Raw genomic sequence first — 16,384 nt, forward strand, 5'->3', positions numbered from 1 at the left:
ACGCAGATCAAAATGTGGGAGGGGGCAAGCCCCCTCCCACATTGTTTTACGGCGTTTGTTAGAACGAAGCGTCCTTCAGGCCGTCGAGGTAACGCTCGGCATCCAGTGCGGCCATGCAACCGGCGCCAGCCGAGGTGATAGCTTGGCGGTACACATGGTCAGCCACGTCGCCGGCCGCGAAAATGCCTTCGATGTTGGTGGCAGTCGCATTGCCTTCACGGCCGCCCTGCACCACCAGGTAGCCGTCTTTGGCTTCCAGCACGCCTTCGAACAACGAGGTGTTCGGGGTGTGGCCGATGGCGATGAACACGCCGTCGACTGTCAGCTCGTCGAAGCTGCCGTCGTTGTTCTTCAGGCGGGCACCGGTCACGCCCATGTTGTCGCCCAGGACTTCATCCAGGGTGGCGTTGAGCTTGAGGATGATCTTGCCTTCAGCGACACGGGCGTGCAGCTTGTCGATCAGGATCTTCTCGGCGCGGAAGGTCTCGCGACGGTGAACCAGGGTCACGGTGCTGGCGATGTTGGCCAGGTACAGCGCCTCTTCCACAGCCGTGTTGCCGCCGCCGACGACCGCAACTGGCTTGTTGCGGTAGAAGAAACCGTCGCAGGTCGCGCAGGCAGAAACGCCTTTGCCCATGAACGCTTCTTCCGATGGCAGGCCCAGGTAACGGGCGCTGGCGCCAGTGGCGATGATCAGCGCGTCACAGGTGTAGACGCCACTGTCGCCGGTCAGGCTGTAAGGTTTTTTGGAGAAGTCGACCTGGTTGATGTGATCAAACACGATCTCGGTTTCAAAGCGCTCGGCGTGTTCTTTCATACGCTCCATCAGCACCGGGCCGGTCAAACCGTGGACGTCGCCCGGCCAGTTGTCGACTTCCGTGGTGGTGGTCAACTGACCGCCCGCCTGCATGCCGGTGATCAGCAGCGGCTTGAGGTTGGCCCGGGCAGCGTAGACCGCAGCGCTGTAACCGGCAGGGCCGGAACCGAGAATAATCACTCGCGAATGACGGGTATCAGACATGACTCACTCCTATCGACCGCCCGGACTACAAGGCGGCTGGAATAAAAAAGGACTGCGAAGCACTTGGGGAAGGCTTTAACTCGCAGATCCTGAAAATAATGGGTGCAGCGTATAGAGGGGGGCAAGATTAAGGAAATACGGTTTAACAATCCAGCTCATAGGCGGTCTCTATGCTGTCAGTTGGCCTGATCGACGCCTTTGTTAACTTTGATGTCGCGGCTTTCACCTTGAATGTAAAGCCGGTAAGGTCGGCGCGATCGTCATTCTGCTCGGAGTTCTCCATGCCCGCCCCTGCTCTTTCCGGCCCGCAATACCTGCGTGAAGGCCTCAAACTGGTATTGAGCCCTGGCCTGCGGCTGTTTGTGCTGCTGCCCCTGGCGATCAACCTGGTGTTGTTCGTCGGATTGATCTACTTCGCCGGTCATCAGTTCAGCCTGTGGGTCGACCACTTGATGCCGACGCTGCCGAGCTGGCTGAGTTTTCTTAATTACCTGTTATGGCCCTTGTTTGTGGTGTTGGTGGTGCTGATGGTGTTTTTCACCTTCACCATGCTCGCCAATATCATCGCGGCACCGTTCAATGGCTTTCTCTCGGAGAAAGTCGAAGTGGTGGTGCGCGGTACCGATGACTTCCCCGCGTTCAGTTGGGGCGAGCTGATCGCCATGGTGCCGCGCACCCTGGCTCGGGAAATGCGCAAGCTGGGCTACTTTCTGCCGCGGGCGATCGGTCTGTTTATCCTGTCGTTTATCCCCGTTGTGAACCTGATCGCGGCGCCGCTGTGGCTGCTGTTCGGCGTGTGGATGATGGCGATCCAGTACATCGACTACCCGGCCGACAACCACAAGCTGGGCTGGAACGAGATGCTCGCGTGGCTGCGCCAGAAGCGCTGGCAGAGCATGAGCTTCGGCGGAATCGTTTATCTGGTGCTGCTGGTGCCGGTGGTCAACCTGCTGATGATGCCGGCGGCAGTGGCCGGGGCGACGCTGTTCTGGGTGCGCGAGCAAGGCGCCGAGGCGATGGCCACGCCCAAGGTGCCCAGGTCATAAATCCATCATCTGGATGACACAATGGCGACATGGCCCACCGGGACACTGTGGGTCATGACGACAGCTTCGCTCCATATCACCCTGATCACCGAAACCTTCCCGCCAGAGATCAACGGGGTGGCCAATACCCTTGGTCGCCTGTGCGACGGTTTGCGTGCGCGCGGCCATCAAGTCGAGCTCGTGCGCCCACGCCAGGGCGCTGATCAGAGCCGGCTCAGCGACGACGAACTCTTACTGTGCCGCGGCTGGCCGCTGCCGGGTTATCCAGGCCTGCAATGGGGCCAGTCGTCGATGCACAAGTTACTGCGACGGTGGACACGCCAACGCCCGGACGTGCTCTACATCGCCACCGAAGGCCCGCTGGGATTGTCCGCACTGCGTGCAGCACGCCGCCTGGGAATCAGTGTGGTCAGTGGCTTTCACACCAACTTCCAGCAGTATTCAAACCAGTACGGTTTGAGCCTGCTGAGCCGTGTGGTCACGCATTACCTGCGCTGGTTTCACAACCGTTCGACCCTGACCCTGGTGCCCAGCGCCAGCCAACGCCTGGAGTTGGAGCGCCGGCATTTCGAGCGCCTTGGCATGTTGTCCCGCGGTGTCGACAGCCAGTTGTTCCACCCGGCCAAGCGTGACAATGCACTGCGTGAAAGCTGGGGTCTGGAGAACGACGATATTGCTGTGCTGCACGTTGGCCGCCTGGCCCAGGAGAAAAACCTCGGGCTGCTCAAGCGCTGCGTCGATGCGCTTCAAGCTACGTATCCATCGCGCCGCATGAAGCTGATCATCGTCGGCGACGGCCCGCAACGCGCACTGCTTGAGCGCGATCTGCCCGACGCGGTGTTCTGCGGCACTCAACGCGGCGAAGAGCTGGCACGGCATTACGCCTGCGGTGATCTGTTTCTGTTTCCCAGCCTGACCGAAACCTTCGGCAACGTGGTGCTGGAAGCCATGGCTTCAGGTCTTGGTGTGGTGGCCTACGATCAAGCGGCCGCAAGCCAGCACCTGCGCCACGGCTATAGCGGCGCACTGGCGATGCCGGGGGATGAAGATGCGTTTTGCGACGCGGCCATCTGGCTACTGGAAGAGCGCGAAACGTTGCGCAGGGCGCGCCTGAACGCGCGCCAACATGCCAGTCGCCAGGGCTGGCCGGCGATTATCGAACAGTTTGAACGCCAGTTGCGCGGAGTGTGCAAGGACGGCCACCCAGTGCCCGCCCTGACGCCACTCAGACCAGAGTCGTCAACGCCTCACGACTGAACGGCAGAATGTCGCCCTCGCGACCTTCACGCACCTTCACGGCCCAATCCGGGTCAACCAACAGCGCACGACCTACGGCAACCAGATCGAACTCGTCGTTATTCAAGCGCTCCAGCAGTTTTTCCAGGCTGGCCGGCTGCGCGACTTTGTCGGTGTTGACCATGAACTGCAGGAACTCTCCGTCCAGCCCGACGCTGCCGACGGTGATGGTCGGTTTGCCGGTGAGCTGGCGGGCCCAGCCGGCCAGGTTGAGGTCGGAACCTTCGAATTCCGGCTCCCAGAAACGGCGGGTGGAACAGTGGAAAATATCCACGCCGGCGTCGGACAAAGGCTTGAGGAATTCACCCAATGCCTCAGGGGTTTGCACCAGACGCGCGGTGTAGTCCTGCTGCTTCCACTGGGAGAAACGGAAGATGATCGGGAAATCCGGGCCAACGGCGGCGCGGGTGGCCTCGATCAGTTCGATGGCCAACCGCGAGCGGTTGGCGAGGCTGCCGCCGTATTCGTCGGTACGCTGGTTGCTGCCTTCCCAGAAGAACTGATCGACCAGATAGCCGTGGGCGCCGTGGATTTCCACACCGTCCATGCCAATGCTTTGGGCGTCTTTGGCGGCTTGGGCGAAGGCGTTGATCACGTCCTTGATGTCCTGGGCAGTCATGCCGTGGACGACCACGTTGCCGTCCTTGAGTTTTTCCATCGGACCGTAGGCGGGAACGCTGGCGTCAGGCTCGGTGCCGATACGGCGCACGCTGCCTACATGCCACAGTTGCGGGACTATCTTGCCGCCTTCGGCGTGTACCGCATCGACCACTTTCTTCCAGCCGGCCAAGGCCGCCTCACCGTAGAAATGCGGGACATTCGGGTAGCCGTTGGAGGCCTGGTGACCGACCACAGTGCCTTCGGTGATGATCAGGCCCACGCCAGCGGCAGCGCGGCGACGGTAGTATTCGATCACTTTGGAATTGGGTACGCCACCCGGAGAAAACGAGCGGGTCATCGGCGCCATGACCACGCGGGTCGACAGTTGCAATGCGCCGAGCTGGAAAGGTTTGAACAAGGCTTGGACGGGCATGGGGGCACTCCACGGGAGACGGGGTTTATGATGCGGATAATATGGAGAGTGCACAGCGCTGGGTAGCACTATTGATTGGGGTGATTAAGGGGTAAAAGCAGTGAGGTATTGGGCTGCTACGCAGCCCAGCGTGGGTGGTGCGACGATTCGACAAGCCCGCTACCACACAAGCCCGCCGGCCAAAGGTTCAGCTCAGGGCTTTTTCGATGGCCTGGACGACTGTTGGATCATCCGGCGCTGTGCGCGGTGAGAAGCGCGCGAGCACGCGACCATCTTTACCGAGCAGGAATTTTTCGAAGTTCCAGGTGATATCCCCAGGAAATTCGGCGCCCTCACCTGCCAGCAAACGGTAGAGTTGGTGACGCTCCGGGCCGTTTACGTCGAGTTTGCTGCCCAAGGGAAAGGTGACACCGTAGTTCAGGCTGCAGAACTCGCGGATTTCCTCTTCGGTACCCGGTTCCTGGCCGGCAAACTGGTTGCACGGCAGGCCCAGCACGGTAAACCCCTGGTCCTTGTACTGCTGATAGAGGTTTTCCAACGCCGCATATTGCGGGGTCAGGCCGCATTTGGAGGCCACATTGACCACCAGCACGACCTGCCCCTTGAAGGGCGCCAGTGGCAGCTCTTGTCCGTCCAAAGCTTTGAGTTTCAGGTCGTGGAAAGCACTCATGACGAACTCCAGATATCCCATATTCTTTACGTTGCGGCTCATCGAGATTACAACTCGCAAGCCTGCAATCATAGACGCCGATTACAAAACCCGCCTGCGGATTACTGAGCGGTCGGCCACGGCAAAATCGGAATCGCGGTCACGGCGTTCTGTGGGCTGCCTTCGATCAGGCGGTCGCTGTAGACCAGATACACCAGGGTGTTGCGCTTCTTGTCGAGGAAACGCACCACCTGCATGGTCTTGAACACCAGTGAGGTGCGCTCCTTGAACACTTCGTCGCCGTCCTTGAGCTCACCCTTGAAACGGATCGGGCCGACCTGGCGGCAGGCAATCGATGCTTCGGCACGGTCTTCGGCCAGGCCCAGGCCGCCCTTGACGCCGCCCGTCTTGGCACGGGACAAATAGCAGGTCACGCCGTCGACCTTGGGGTCGTCAAACGCTTCCACGACAATCCGGTCATTGGGGCCGACAAACTTGAACACCGTCGACACCTGGCCAATTTCTTCGGCCGAAGCCAGCAGCGGCGTCAGCAACAGCAGGCCCAGCGCGAACTTCACTAAACGCATCGTATATTCCTTTGGTTAAACCAGGATCAGGTTGTCGCGGTGAACCAGTTCCGGTTCGGCCATGTAACCCAATAGTCCGACAATCGCATCCGACGATTGTCCAATAATTTTCTGAGCTTCCAGGGCGCTGTAATTAGCCAGGCCGCGAGCGATCTCACGACCGTCGGGGGCCACGCACACCACCATTTCGCCACGGCGGAAACTGCCTTGTACCAGTTTGACGCCCACCGGCAGCAAGCTCTTGTTGCCTTGGGACAGCGCCGACACCGCGCCATCGTCCAGTACCAGGGTGCCACGGGTTTGCAGGTGACCGGCCAGCCACTGCTTGCGTGCCGCCAGCATGCCGCGTTCCGGCGACAGCAGCGTGCCGATGCGCTCCCCGGCCTTGAGGCGATCCAGCACGCGCTCCAGGCGCCCGCCGACGATGATGGTGTGGGCACCGGAACGTGCAGCCAAGCGTGCAGCTCGCAGCTTGGTCTGCATGCCGCCACGGCCCAGGGCACCGCCGACACTGCCGGCCACGGCGTCAAGCGCCGGGTCATCGGCACGTGCTTCATAAATAAGCTGGGCATCGGGATTGTTGCGCGGGTCGGCGTCGAACATGCCGTCGCGGTCGGTGAGGATCACCAACAGGTCGGCTTCCACCAGGTTGGCCACCAGGGCGGCCAGGGTGTCGTTGTCGCCGAAACGGATTTCGTCGGTGACCACGGTGTCGTTCTCGTTGATCACCGGGATGACCTTGAGCTCCACCAGTGCGCGCAACGTGCTGCGGGCGTTGAGGTAGCGCTTGCGGTCGGACAGGTCATCGTGGGTCAGCAGGATCTGCGCCGTGTGGCGGCCATGCTCGGCGAAGCTGGACTCCCAGGCTTGCACCAGGCCCATCTGGCCGATGGCGGCGGCGGCTTGCAGTTCGTGCATCGCGCTGGGTCGCGCGGTCCAGCCGAGGCGGCTCATCCCGGCGGCTACCGCCCCGGACGACACCAGCACCAACTCGACGCCCGCTTCATGCAGGGCCACCATCTGCTCGACCCAAACGCTCATTGCTGCGCGATCCAGGCCTTTGCCATCCGCTGTCAGCAGCGCACTTCCGATCTTTACGACCCAGCGCTGCGCACCTGTCACTTTGCTCCGCATCATCTTCAACCTTAGATTGAGGGCTGCGCGACCCAGCGCGGCCCATAACGTTAAACCCGGATACTAAAACGCCGCTCTATAGAGAGCGGCGTTCAAGTTTACTGCAACGGATCAGTCACGCACGTAAATGATTTCCGGACCGTCTTCATCATCCACGTCTTCTTCGTCCCAATCGTCGTCGCCGATGTCATGGACCGACTTCACGCCGCTGCGGCGCAGGGCACGCTGGTCGTCCAGGGCTTGCAGCTGGGCGCGGGCTTCGTCTTCGATCTGCTGGTCGAGTTCGGCCAGTTCTGCCTTGAATACCGGGTCGGCGGCCAGGCGGTCGGCGCGGTCTTCGAGGTAGCGCATGATGTCGCGGGTCAGGCGCTCGGTGCCTTCTTTGGCGATGGCCGAGATCACGTAGACCGGACCGGTCCATTCCAGGCGGTCAACGATTTCCTTGACGCGCTCCTCGTGCTCTTCTTCGAGGATCTGGTCGCACTTGTTCAGCACCAACCAGCGATCACGCTCAGCCAGGGCCGGGCTGAACTTGGTCAGCTCGCTGACGATCACTTCGGCGGCGTCTGGTGCACTGGTGTCATCCAGCGGCGCCATGTCGACGAGGTGCAGCAGCAAACGGGTACGGGACAAGTGCTTGAGGAAGCGAATCCCCAGGCCTGCGCCATCGGAAGCCCCTTCGATCAGGCCGGGAATGTCGGCGATCACAAAGCTTTTCCAGCGGTCGACGCTGACCACGCCCAGGTTTGGCACCAGGGTGGTGAACGGGTAGTCGGCGACTTTCGGCTTGGCGGCCGAGACCGAGCGGATGAAGGTACTTTTACCCGCGTTCGGCAGGCCCAGCAGGCCTACGTCTGCCAGTACTTTCATTTCCAGCTTGAGGTCACGCTGCTCGCCAGGCTTGCCCGGCGTGGTCTGGCGCGGTGCACGGTTGGTACTGGACTTGAATCGGGTGTTACCCAGACCGTGCCAGCCGCCCTGCACAACCATCAGCTTCTGGCCGGCCTTGGTCAGGTCGCCAATCACTTCCTGGGTCGCGGAGTCGATGATCGTGGTGCCGACCGGTACGCGCAGTACCAGGTCTTCACCTTTCTTACCGGTGCAGTCGGTGCTGCCGCCGTTGGAGCCACGCTCGGCATCGAAGTGCCGGGTGTAACGGTAGTCGACCAGGGTGTTGAGGTTCTCGTCGGCCATCATGTAGATGGAACCGCCGTCACCGCCGTCACCGCCGTTGGGGCCACCGTTTTCGATGAACTTTTCGCGACGGAAACTCATGCAGCCGTTACCGCCGTCGCCTGCTTTTACTCGGATGGAAACTTCATCAACGAACTTCATAACAAAACGCCTCTCGCCGCACGGACGAGCTTAAAAAACCAAGACATAAGACTCTTGCAAAAATGAGCGCAGCGACCTCAATCAGCGACCGCAAATCCAGCGCCGGAGCCCATCACAAACAGCTTTGCAAGAGACTCACCCCACAAACGAAAAAGCCCCGTCGCAAGACAGGGCTTTTCCAGCGATCTCGCAATTAAGCTGCGACAACGCTCACGTAACGGCGGTTGAACGCGCCTTTTACTTCAAACTTGATCACGCCTTCGATTTTCGCGAAGAGGGTGTGATCTTTACCCATGCCTACACCGTAACCGGCGTGGAATTGGGTGCCGCGCTGACGCACGATGATGTTGCCCGGAATGATTTTCTGGCCGCCATACATCTTAACGCCAAGGCGTTTGGCTTCTGAGTCGCGACCGTTACGGGTACTACCACCAGCTTTTTTGTGTGCCATGAGTCAATTCTCCTAGTGAGGAATTAGGCTGAAATTAAGCCTGAATACCGGTGATTTTGATCTCGGTGTACCACTGGCGGTGGCCCATACGCTTCATGTGGTGCTTACGACGACGGAACTTGATGATGCGGATTTTATCGTGACGCCCTTGGGAAATCACTTCAGCCACAACGGTAGCGCCAGCAACAACTGGAGCGCCGATGTTCACGTCATCGCCATTGGCGACCAACAGAACGCGATCAAAAGTAACGGATTCGCCAGTAGCGACTTCCAGTTTTTCGATCTTCAGGTATTCACCTGGGGCGACCTTGTATTGCTTGCCACCAGTAACAATTACTGCGTACGACATGGTATTTCTCCGATAATCCTGCTCACCCAGCTCTTTATAAGAAGAGGTATTGGCTGGCATGGCTGCATGGGATGGACGTCCCGAATGCAATTGCGTAAGGCAGGTGCTGCCCAGGAAGTTCAGGGTGCGCGATTGTACGCAAGGCAACGAGGCCTTGCAAGGGGCCGTCTATCGCGCCTTGACACTGCGGGGTCAGGGTCCTAGCATGCCGCGCAACCCTTCTGGAGCGACTGTCGCTGATGCAACCCCAAGCTTTCTACCGCGCGGTCGCGGACGATTTTAGCGCCGTCGACGGCATCATCAAGCAGCAGCTGACGTCTAAAGTGCCGCTGGTCTCCAAAATTGGCGACTACATTACGTCGGCGGGCGGTAAGCGCCTGCGTCCTTTATTAGTGTTGCTGTGTGGCAAGGCCCTGGGCCGCGAAGGCGATGACCTGCGCCTGCTGGCGGCCACCATCGAATTCCTGCACACCGCCACCCTGCTGCATGACGACGTCGTCGACATGTCCGGCATGCGCCGTGGTCGCGAGACCGCCAATGCCATGTGGGGCAACGCCCCCAGCGTCCTGGTGGGCGATTTCCTGTATTCGCGCTCGTTCGAGATGATGGTCGAACTGGGCTCGATGCCGGTGATGAAGATCCTGTCCCAGGCCACGCGCATCATCGCTGAAGGCGAAGTGTTGCAGCTGTCGAAGGTCCGCGACGCCAGCACCACCGAAGAAACCTACATGGAAGTGATTCGCGGCAAAACCGCGATGCTCTTCGAAGCCTCGACCCACAGTGCTGCGGCCCTGTGCGGTGCGACCGCCGAACAGGCCGAAGCCCTGCGTACCTTTGGTGATCACCTGGGCGTGGCGTTCCAACTGGTGGATGACCTGCTCGACTACAAAGGCGACGCCGAAACCCTGGGCAAGAACGTCGGTGACGACCTGGCCGAGGGCAAGCCGACCTTGCCGCTGATCTACACCATGCGCGAAGGTACGCCGGAACAGGCCGCCCTGGTACGCAAAGCGATCCAGAAAGGCGGGATCGAAGACCTGGAAAGCATCCGTGAGGCCGTAGAAGCTTCGGGCTCCCTGGACTACACCGCACAGCTGGCGCGTGATTACGTGGCCCGTGCGATCCAGTGCCTGGAAGCCCTGCCTGCCAGTGAATACCGGGACGCCCTGGTTGAACTGAGTGAGTTTGCGGTCGCGCGTACTCACTAAGTCAGACCAATGTGGGAGGGGGCTTGCCCCCGATAGCGGTAGATCAGCCAGCCTCTGTATAGACTGGCACACCGTCATCGGGGGCAAGCCCCCTCCCACATTTAGATTTCATACAACCTGCAAGACTACAAAACCCTATATAATGTGCGACTTTTAGCCGTCCTGACCTTTAAGGAGCTTTAGTGAGCACGTTGCCACCCTGCCCGAAATGCAATTCCGAATACACCTACGAAGACGGCGCCCAGCTGATCTGCCCGGAATGCGCCCATGAATGGTACGCCAATGGCGAGGCCGAAGTGGCCGGCGATGAAACCGTGAAGAAAGACTCTGTGGGCAACGTCCTGCAGGACGGCGACACCATCACCGTAATCAAGGACCTCAAGGTCAAGGGCACGTCCCTGGTGGTCAAGGTGGGCACCAAGGTCAAGAACATCCGCTTGTGCGACGGCGACCACGATATCGACTGCAAGATCGACGGTATCGGCCCGATGAAGCTCAAGTCCGAGTTCGTGCGCAAAGTCTGAATCCGCTGCATCCATCCCGCGCCCGCCGCGGGATGGCGTTTTGCCCTCCTCCCTGACCCACCTCAATATCCACACAGAAAAACCAACAAACTGCCAATAGACGCTTGCTATTCTACGAATAAGAATTATTCTCATTGAAACCCATCAAGGAGATGCACCATGACTTATTTGATAGATGCCTGGCTGGACCGCCCACATCCTTACCTGCGAATCCTGCATCGGGAAACCGGTGAAGTCTGTGCGGTGCTGGAGGAAGAAGCGCTGAATGAATTGCAGGACCAGGGTGACCTGGACGTCAACGGCCTGAGTTCAAGTGAACCCGGTGTGCTGAAGGAGGTGGTGCGTAATTTGTTTCTGTTCTGTTATGCCCGGGCGTTGCGCCCGGCGACGGAGCTCAATGGCAAGTTTCATCCATGAGCAAACGCGCAAAACACTGTTGGGGCGAACAGGTTCGCCCCAACAGGTAATCAGCAGGTCTTACAGAACGTCGAGCAGTTCGACGTCGAACACCAGCACGCTGTGCGGCGGAATGCTGCCAACGCCTTGAGCGCCGTAAGCCAGTTCGCTCGGCACGTACAGACGCCATTTGCTGCCGGCATTCATCAGTTGCAGGGCTTCGGTCCAACCGGCAATCACGCCGCCAACCGGGAATTCTGCTGGCTGGCCACGCTCGTACGAGCTGTCGAACACAGTGCCGTCGATCAGGGTGCCGTGATAGTGGGTACGGACTTGATCTTCACGAGTCGGCTTGGCGCCTTCGCCGGCCGTCAGCACTTCAAATTGCAGGCCGGAAGCCAGGGTGGTGATGCCATCGCGCTTGGCGTTTTCAGCCAGGAAGGCCAGGCCAGCGCCAGCAGCGGCTTCAGCCTTGGCGGCTGCTTCGGCTTGCATGACTTCGCGGATCACCTTGAAGCTGGCAGCCATTTGCTCTTGGTCAACGCGGCTTGGCTTGCCAGCGAATGCGTCGGTCAGGCCAGCCAGGATTGCGTCAAGGTTTACGCCCGGTGGCGGGTTGTCGCGCAGTTGGTCGCCCAACTGACGGCCGATACCGTAGCTGACGCGGGTTTCGTCGGTGGACAGATTAACTTCGGACATGAAGAGGCTCCGCTGTAGGACAACGCGATTTCCCGCGCTGCCCGAAACTAAAAGGGCCCGCAGACTAGCACACAAGACCGCCCCTTGATGAGCCCTCAGTCGTGCTGCACACCGCTGGCGACCCTTCGTCGCCACATGGAATAAAACACCCTTCAGAATCAAGACCCGCCGCCGATACAGCGCTACACCTTGGCTGGCTCAAATAACAACACCGTCCAGCAAACAGACATCACTCTTGCGGAGCATTCGATGAATAGCTGGTTCGGTAACATAAGCGTCAACCTCAAACTGGGCCTGGGCTTCGGCCTGGTGCTTGTCCTCACCTCGATCCTGGCACTGACTGGCTGGACCAGCCTTGGCGGCCTGATTGACCGCAGCAACTGGATGAGCGACATCACCCAGCTCAACGCCTCGCTGACCAAACTGCGCATCGTGCGCCTTCAATACATGCTGGCCAACGGTGACGAAGCCGTGGCGCAAAACGTGCAGACCAGCCTCGATGCCTTCGCCGCCCAGCAGCAGAAACTGCTCGACAGTTTCAAGAGCCCGGAAAACCTCAAGCTGCTCAACGAGCAGAAAGCAGTCATCACCGCCTACCAGCAATCCCTGAACAAAATGCGCGAGGCTTACCGTAACGGCAATGCCTCTCGCCAGGTGATGGGCGACAAGGCCGACAGCGCCAACGCCCAGATCGACGCGCTGGAAGCCAGCGTCAAGCAGATGCCCGACAGCTCGGAGCATCTGGCCCAGTTCCAGGCCGTGGCCGACGCCAAGATGCAATTCCAACTGGCCCGCTACGAAGTGCGCGGCTACACCGGCAACGTCAGCCCAGACACCGAAGCCCGCGCTGCCGCACAGATCGACAAAGCCATTACCGGCTTGAAAGACCTCGGCGCCGCCGTTGGCGCCAGCCAGCAAAGCGCGCTGACCGCGCTGGAAACCGCTCTTGGCGCGTATCGCACGGCGGTGCAGAACTACAAGGCGGCCAACGCCAACATCGTCGCTGCCCGTGCTGAAATGACCACCCAGGGCGCTGATATCGTCACCATCAGCGACAAGCTCTACGACATTCAACTGGATCGCCGCGACGCCGAAAGCGCCCAGGCCCGTAGCCTGCAATTGATCAGCACTCTGCTGGCCTTGCTGGTTGGCATCATTGCCGCACTGGTCATCACCCGTCAGATCACCCGCCCGATCCAGGAAACCCTGGCCGTGGTGGAACGCATTGCCTCCGGCGACCTGAGCCACAACATCCAGGTGACCCGCCGCGATGAACTCGGCGTGCTGCAACAAGGCATCCAGCGCATGGGCACCACCCTGCGTGAGTTGATCAGCGGTATTCGTGACGGCGTGACCCAGATCGCCAGCGCCGCCGAGGAACTGTCGGCCGTGACCGAGCAGACCAGCGCCGGCGTGAACAGCCAGAAGATCGAGACCGATCAAGTGGCCACTGCCATGCATGAAATGACCGCCACCGTGCAGGAAGTCGCACGTAACGCCGAACAGGCTTCCCTGGCCGCTGCCGATGCCGACGGCCAAGCCCGCGCAGGCGACAAAGTGGTGGCCGAAGCCATCGCCCAGATCGAACGCCTGGCCGCTGAAGTGGCACGTTCCACCGACGCCATGAGCCACCTGCAACAAGAGAGCAACAAGATCGGCAGCGTGATGGACGTGATCAAGGCCGTCGCCGAACAGACCAACCTGCTAGCCCTCAACGCCGCGATCGAGGCGGCACGCGCCGGTGAAGCCGGTCGCGGGTTTGCCGTGGTCGCCGACGAAGTGCGCGGCCTGGCCCAGCGCACGCAAAAATCCACCGAAGAGATCGAAGGCCTGGTCGCCGGTTTGCAGAACGGCACCCAGCAAGTGGCCAACGTGATGAACAACAGCCGCAGCCTCACCGACAGCAGCGTGGAGCTGACGCGCAAGGCCGGTGTATCCCTGGAGAACATCACCCGGACAGTGTCGAACATCCAGTCGATGAACCAGCAGATCGCCGCCGCCGCCGAGCAACAAAGCGCCGTGGCCGAAGAGATCAGCCGCAGCATCGTCAATGTGCGCGACGTGTCGGAACAGACCGCCACTGCGAGTGACGAGACGGCCAAGTCGAGTGTGGAACTGGCTCGTCTGGGCAGCCAGTTGCAGCAGATGGTCAGCCATTTCCGGGTTTAACAAACCAAAAAGCCGCCTCGGGATTAACCGAGGCGGCTCCACTTCTCAGACCTTACCGGTCATCAAAGCTGTCCCGCAGGAACTCCATACGTGGTAAGCACGCAGGCAGTTCACTACGAGGTTCCAGGTACGTCGTGCAAATTTAGACATACTCGGCCCTCCGTGAGTTGGGCCTTACCTCCAGCGCACTTACCGGAACACGCGAGCCTTCGGACGCGGGTCAGCGCTTCCTGTGAGGCGGCCGGGCTAATGGGCCTCCCGCATTAATCCGGCACGGATTACTAGCCCGTGGCGGTTGGTCCAGAATTCGCGTGCACGCCCGGATCACCTCACATCGACGAACTTAGAACGGGGAGGAGCCTAACCAAATCCCAGTCGAAGGTGTGACCAACGATGCTCCAACACCAGTATTGCTCGATAGATTCATTGCAAATTTTTACGGTGCAAAAAGGCAAGAGAAATCATCAAAACGATAATCCTCTGGCCTTGCGAGATGATATGAGCGGCGGTAGTATTCCGCCTGTTGGTCAGCGCTTCCTGTGAGACCGCAACCCCAGCCGCAAACTGGGATTGCAATAAAAAACCGCCCTACTAAGGCGGTTTTTTATTGCCTGCGATTTGCCCTTCAGCCCTCACCTTCCTCGACAAACACCACCCGATTCCCAAACGGGTCCTTGATGCTCATCTCCCGCGAGCCCCACGGCGTTTCTTCAACCCCGGGCTTGGCATAACGGTAGTCCTTCGCCTGCAATTGCTGCTGGTAGGCATCCACTCCCTGCGCCTGGATCCGCACCGCAGCCCCCGGCGAGGCATCGCCATGATGCTCGGACAAATGCAGCACGCATTCACCCAACGACACTTGCAGGTACAGCGGGTAATTCGCTTCGAAACGATGCTGCCAATCGACCTTGAACCCGAGGAATTCCACATAGAATTCCAACGCCTTTGTCTCGTCGAAAATCCGCAGGATGGGGGTGACTTTTCCTAAGTGCATGGCAACCGCTCCGTGTAAAAGATCGCCCACTATAAAGACGAAAAACCGCGACGCAAATCCCCGCTGCGCGCCAGGAATCGCCCAGGGCGCTGACCGTTCGCCTGCCCGTCGCTGTAGCTCAGCACGCCATTGACCCACACCCCGTCAATGCCTTCTGCCACCCGTTCCGGCGTTTTAAAGTCCGCCATATCCCGCACCCGCAACGGATCAAACAACACCAGGTCGGCCCAATGCCCTTCACGAATGGCTCCGCGATCCGACAAGCCAAAGCGCGCTGCCGACAAGCCGGTCATCTTGTGCACCGCCGTATGCAGTGGAAACAACCCCACGTCACGGCTGAAATGCCCCAGCACCCGTGGAAACGCCCCCCACAAACGCGGATGGGGAAACGGGTCTTCAGGCAACCCGTCCGAGCCTACCATCGACAACGGATGCGCCAGGATTCGCCGCACATCCGCCTCGTCCATCCCGTAATACACGGCGCCCGCCGGCTGCAGGCGGCGGGCGGCGTCCATCAATGAAACATTCCACTCGTCGGCGATAGCCTGTAGATCTCGCCCGCCCATGTCCGGATGGGGCGTGGACCACGTAATGGTGATGCGAAACGCGTCGGTCACCTGCTTCAAATCCAGGGTCGAAGAACTGGCCGCATAGGGATAGCAATCACACCCCACCGGATGGGTTTTCGCCGCCAGTTCCAGTGCGGCCAACAGCTGCGGACTGCGCCCCCAGTTCCCCGCCCCTGCACACTTGAGGTGGGAAATAATCACCGGTGCCTTGGCATGTCGGCCAATCTGAAACGCCTCGCCCATCGCCTCCAGCACCGGCTCGAATTCGCTGCGCAAGTGAGTGGCGTACACCGCACCGTAGGCCGTCAGTTCTTCACTGAGTTGCAGCACTTCATCGGTCTCGGCATTGAACGCGCTGGCGTAGGCCAGGCCTGTGGATAAACCGAGGGCGCCGGCTTCCAGACTCTCGTGCAGTTGCACCCGCATGGCGGCGATTTCATACGGTGTCGCAGTGCGATGCAGGTCGTCCATGTGGTTACTGCGCAGCGCTGTGTGGCCGATCAGCGCCGCGACGTTGACGGCTGGATGAGCGCTTTCCACGGCGCGGCGATAGTCGCTGAAACGCGGATACACAAACGCCGCAGCGCCACCCAGCAGGTTCATCGGGTCCGGCGGATCGCTGCGCAAACTGACCGGCGAGGCGCTGATGCCGCAGTTGCCGACAATCACTGTGGTCACGCCCTGACTGAGCTTGGGCAGCATCTGCGGGTGGCGTATCACCACGGTGTCGTCGTGGGTGTGCACATCGATAAAGCCTGGTGCCAATACGCGGCCGGTGGCGTCGATTTGATGCTCGGCCGTCGCAGCAGACAGATCACCGATTGTCTCGATACGCCCCTCGCGCACCCCCACATCCGCCACGTAACCCGGTGTGTTGCTGCCATCGATGATCAGCGCGTGGCGAATCAGCGTGTCGTACTTCAT

The 16,384-nt window shown here is 60.2% G+C and carries 17 protein-coding genes and 1 pseudogene; 7 read left to right on the top strand and 11 right to left on the bottom strand.

Annotated features, from left to right (window positions below; translation table 11 throughout):
* Positions 1 to 58: 58 nt before the first annotated feature.
* Positions 59 to 1,021, bottom strand: coding sequence for a thioredoxin-disulfide reductase (trxB, locus tag NDJ82_RS25870; RefSeq protein ID WP_158877550.1), 963 nt, complete (start codon positions 1,019 to 1,021; stop codon positions 59 to 61).
* A gap of 281 nt (positions 1,022 to 1,302) precedes the next feature.
* Between trxB and cysZ the strand changes: the two genes are divergently transcribed.
* Together cysZ and NDJ82_RS25880 are read left to right on the top strand one after the other, a co-directional pair.
* The gene (gene cysZ / locus NDJ82_RS25875) at positions 1,303 to 2,067 is read left to right on the top strand and encodes a sulfate transporter CysZ (protein WP_099587257.1); all 765 of its coding nucleotides are present in this window, start codon (positions 1,303 to 1,305) and stop codon (positions 2,065 to 2,067) included.
* 54 nt (positions 2,068 to 2,121) lie between these two features.
* Positions 2,122 to 3,324 (top strand): glycosyltransferase family 4 protein, encoded by a 1,203-nt coding sequence (locus NDJ82_RS25880; protein WP_099587300.1) that lies wholly within the window; start codon positions 2,122 to 2,124, stop codon positions 3,322 to 3,324.
* On the opposite strand, the gene NDJ82_RS25885 is transcribed toward NDJ82_RS25880, so the two are convergent.
* From NDJ82_RS25885 to rplU, 7 genes are all read right to left on the bottom strand, one after another.
* The gene (locus tag NDJ82_RS25885; RefSeq protein ID WP_250926569.1) at positions 3,293 to 4,396 is read right to left on the bottom strand and encodes an NADH:flavin oxidoreductase; all 1,104 of its coding nucleotides are present in this window, start codon (positions 4,394 to 4,396) and stop codon (positions 3,293 to 3,295) included. The two genes, NDJ82_RS25880 and NDJ82_RS25885, sit on opposite strands and share 32 nt — an antisense overlap.
* Positions 4,397 to 4,583: 187 nt before the next feature.
* Positions 4,584 to 5,066 (bottom strand): glutathione peroxidase, encoded by a 483-nt coding sequence (locus NDJ82_RS25890; RefSeq protein ID WP_250926570.1) that lies wholly within the window; start codon positions 5,064 to 5,066, stop codon positions 4,584 to 4,586.
* Between the two features lie 101 nt (positions 5,067 to 5,167).
* Complete coding sequence (locus NDJ82_RS25895) at positions 5,168 to 5,632, bottom strand: CreA family protein (protein WP_099587254.1); 465 nt, start codon at positions 5,630 to 5,632, stop codon at positions 5,168 to 5,170.
* Positions 5,633 to 5,647: 15 nt separating this feature from the next.
* The gene (gene proB / locus NDJ82_RS25900) at positions 5,648 to 6,766 is read right to left on the bottom strand and encodes a glutamate 5-kinase (protein ID WP_026013771.1); all 1,119 of its coding nucleotides are present in this window, start codon (positions 6,764 to 6,766) and stop codon (positions 5,648 to 5,650) included.
* A gap of 111 nt (positions 6,767 to 6,877) precedes the next feature.
* Positions 6,878 to 8,101 carry an Obg family GTPase CgtA gene (gene cgtA, locus NDJ82_RS25905; protein WP_015885843.1) on the bottom strand — a complete coding sequence of 408 codons (1,224 nt, stop codon included), beginning with the start codon at positions 8,099 to 8,101 and terminating at the stop codon, positions 6,878 to 6,880.
* 193 nt (positions 8,102 to 8,294) lie between these two features.
* Positions 8,295 to 8,552 carry a 50S ribosomal protein L27 gene (rpmA, locus tag NDJ82_RS25910; RefSeq protein WP_003176049.1) on the bottom strand — a complete coding sequence of 86 codons (258 nt, stop codon included), beginning with the start codon at positions 8,550 to 8,552 and terminating at the stop codon, positions 8,295 to 8,297.
* 34 nt (positions 8,553 to 8,586) lie between these two features.
* Positions 8,587 to 8,901, bottom strand: coding sequence for a 50S ribosomal protein L21 (gene rplU / locus NDJ82_RS25915; protein WP_026014348.1), 315 nt, complete (start codon positions 8,899 to 8,901; stop codon positions 8,587 to 8,589).
* 239 nt (positions 8,902 to 9,140) lie between these two features.
* Here rplU and NDJ82_RS25920 point away from each other — a divergent pair, with 239 nt between their 5' ends.
* From NDJ82_RS25920 to NDJ82_RS25930, 3 genes are all read left to right on the top strand, one after another.
* Positions 9,141 to 10,109: a polyprenyl synthetase family protein gene (locus NDJ82_RS25920; RefSeq protein ID WP_099587253.1), complete on the top strand. Its 969-nt coding sequence runs from the start codon at positions 9,141 to 9,143 to the stop codon at positions 10,107 to 10,109.
* 182 nt (positions 10,110 to 10,291) lie between these two features.
* Positions 10,292 to 10,633 (top strand): zinc ribbon domain-containing protein YjdM, encoded by a 342-nt coding sequence (locus tag NDJ82_RS25925; protein WP_250926571.1) that lies wholly within the window; start codon positions 10,292 to 10,294, stop codon positions 10,631 to 10,633.
* 159 nt (positions 10,634 to 10,792) lie between these two features.
* The gene (locus NDJ82_RS25930) at positions 10,793 to 11,050 is read left to right on the top strand and encodes a PA4570 family protein (protein WP_003194088.1); all 258 of its coding nucleotides are present in this window, start codon (positions 10,793 to 10,795) and stop codon (positions 11,048 to 11,050) included.
* Positions 11,051 to 11,110: 60 nt separating this feature from the next.
* Here NDJ82_RS25930 and bamJ read toward each other — a convergent pair whose 3' ends face one another.
* Positions 11,111 to 11,728 (bottom strand): BamJ family beta-barrel-assembly machinery protein, encoded by a 618-nt coding sequence (gene bamJ / locus NDJ82_RS25935; RefSeq protein WP_099587252.1) that lies wholly within the window; start codon positions 11,726 to 11,728, stop codon positions 11,111 to 11,113.
* 384 nt (positions 11,729 to 12,112) lie between these two features.
* Here bamJ and NDJ82_RS27780 point away from each other — a divergent pair.
* Positions 12,113 to 13,042: pseudogene (locus NDJ82_RS27780) on the top strand (methyl-accepting chemotaxis protein); the annotation flags it as partial.
* A complete protein-coding gene (locus NDJ82_RS27785) occupies positions 13,034 to 13,897 on the top strand; it encodes a methyl-accepting chemotaxis protein (RefSeq protein ID WP_371260691.1) in 864 nt (287 codons plus the stop codon). The pseudogene NDJ82_RS27780 and the gene NDJ82_RS27785, both read left to right, overlap by 9 nt.
* Positions 13,898 to 14,522: 625 nt before the next feature.
* On the opposite strand, the gene NDJ82_RS25945 is transcribed toward NDJ82_RS27785, so the two are convergent.
* Together NDJ82_RS25945 and NDJ82_RS25950 are read right to left on the bottom strand one after the other, a co-directional pair.
* Positions 14,523 to 14,891, bottom strand: a complete 369-nt coding sequence (locus NDJ82_RS25945) for a glyoxalase superfamily protein (protein WP_158878359.1) — start codon at positions 14,889 to 14,891, stop codon at positions 14,523 to 14,525.
* Between the two features lie 29 nt (positions 14,892 to 14,920).
* Entirely contained in the window at positions 14,921 to 16,384 is a 1,464-nt protein-coding gene (locus NDJ82_RS25950; protein WP_250926573.1) for an N-acyl-D-amino-acid deacylase family protein, read from the bottom strand.

It is taken from the genome of Pseudomonas sp. SR18, from assembly GCF_023701505.1.
GTDB classification, from domain to species: domain Bacteria; phylum Pseudomonadota; class Gammaproteobacteria; order Pseudomonadales; family Pseudomonadaceae; genus Aquipseudomonas; species Aquipseudomonas cyclaminis.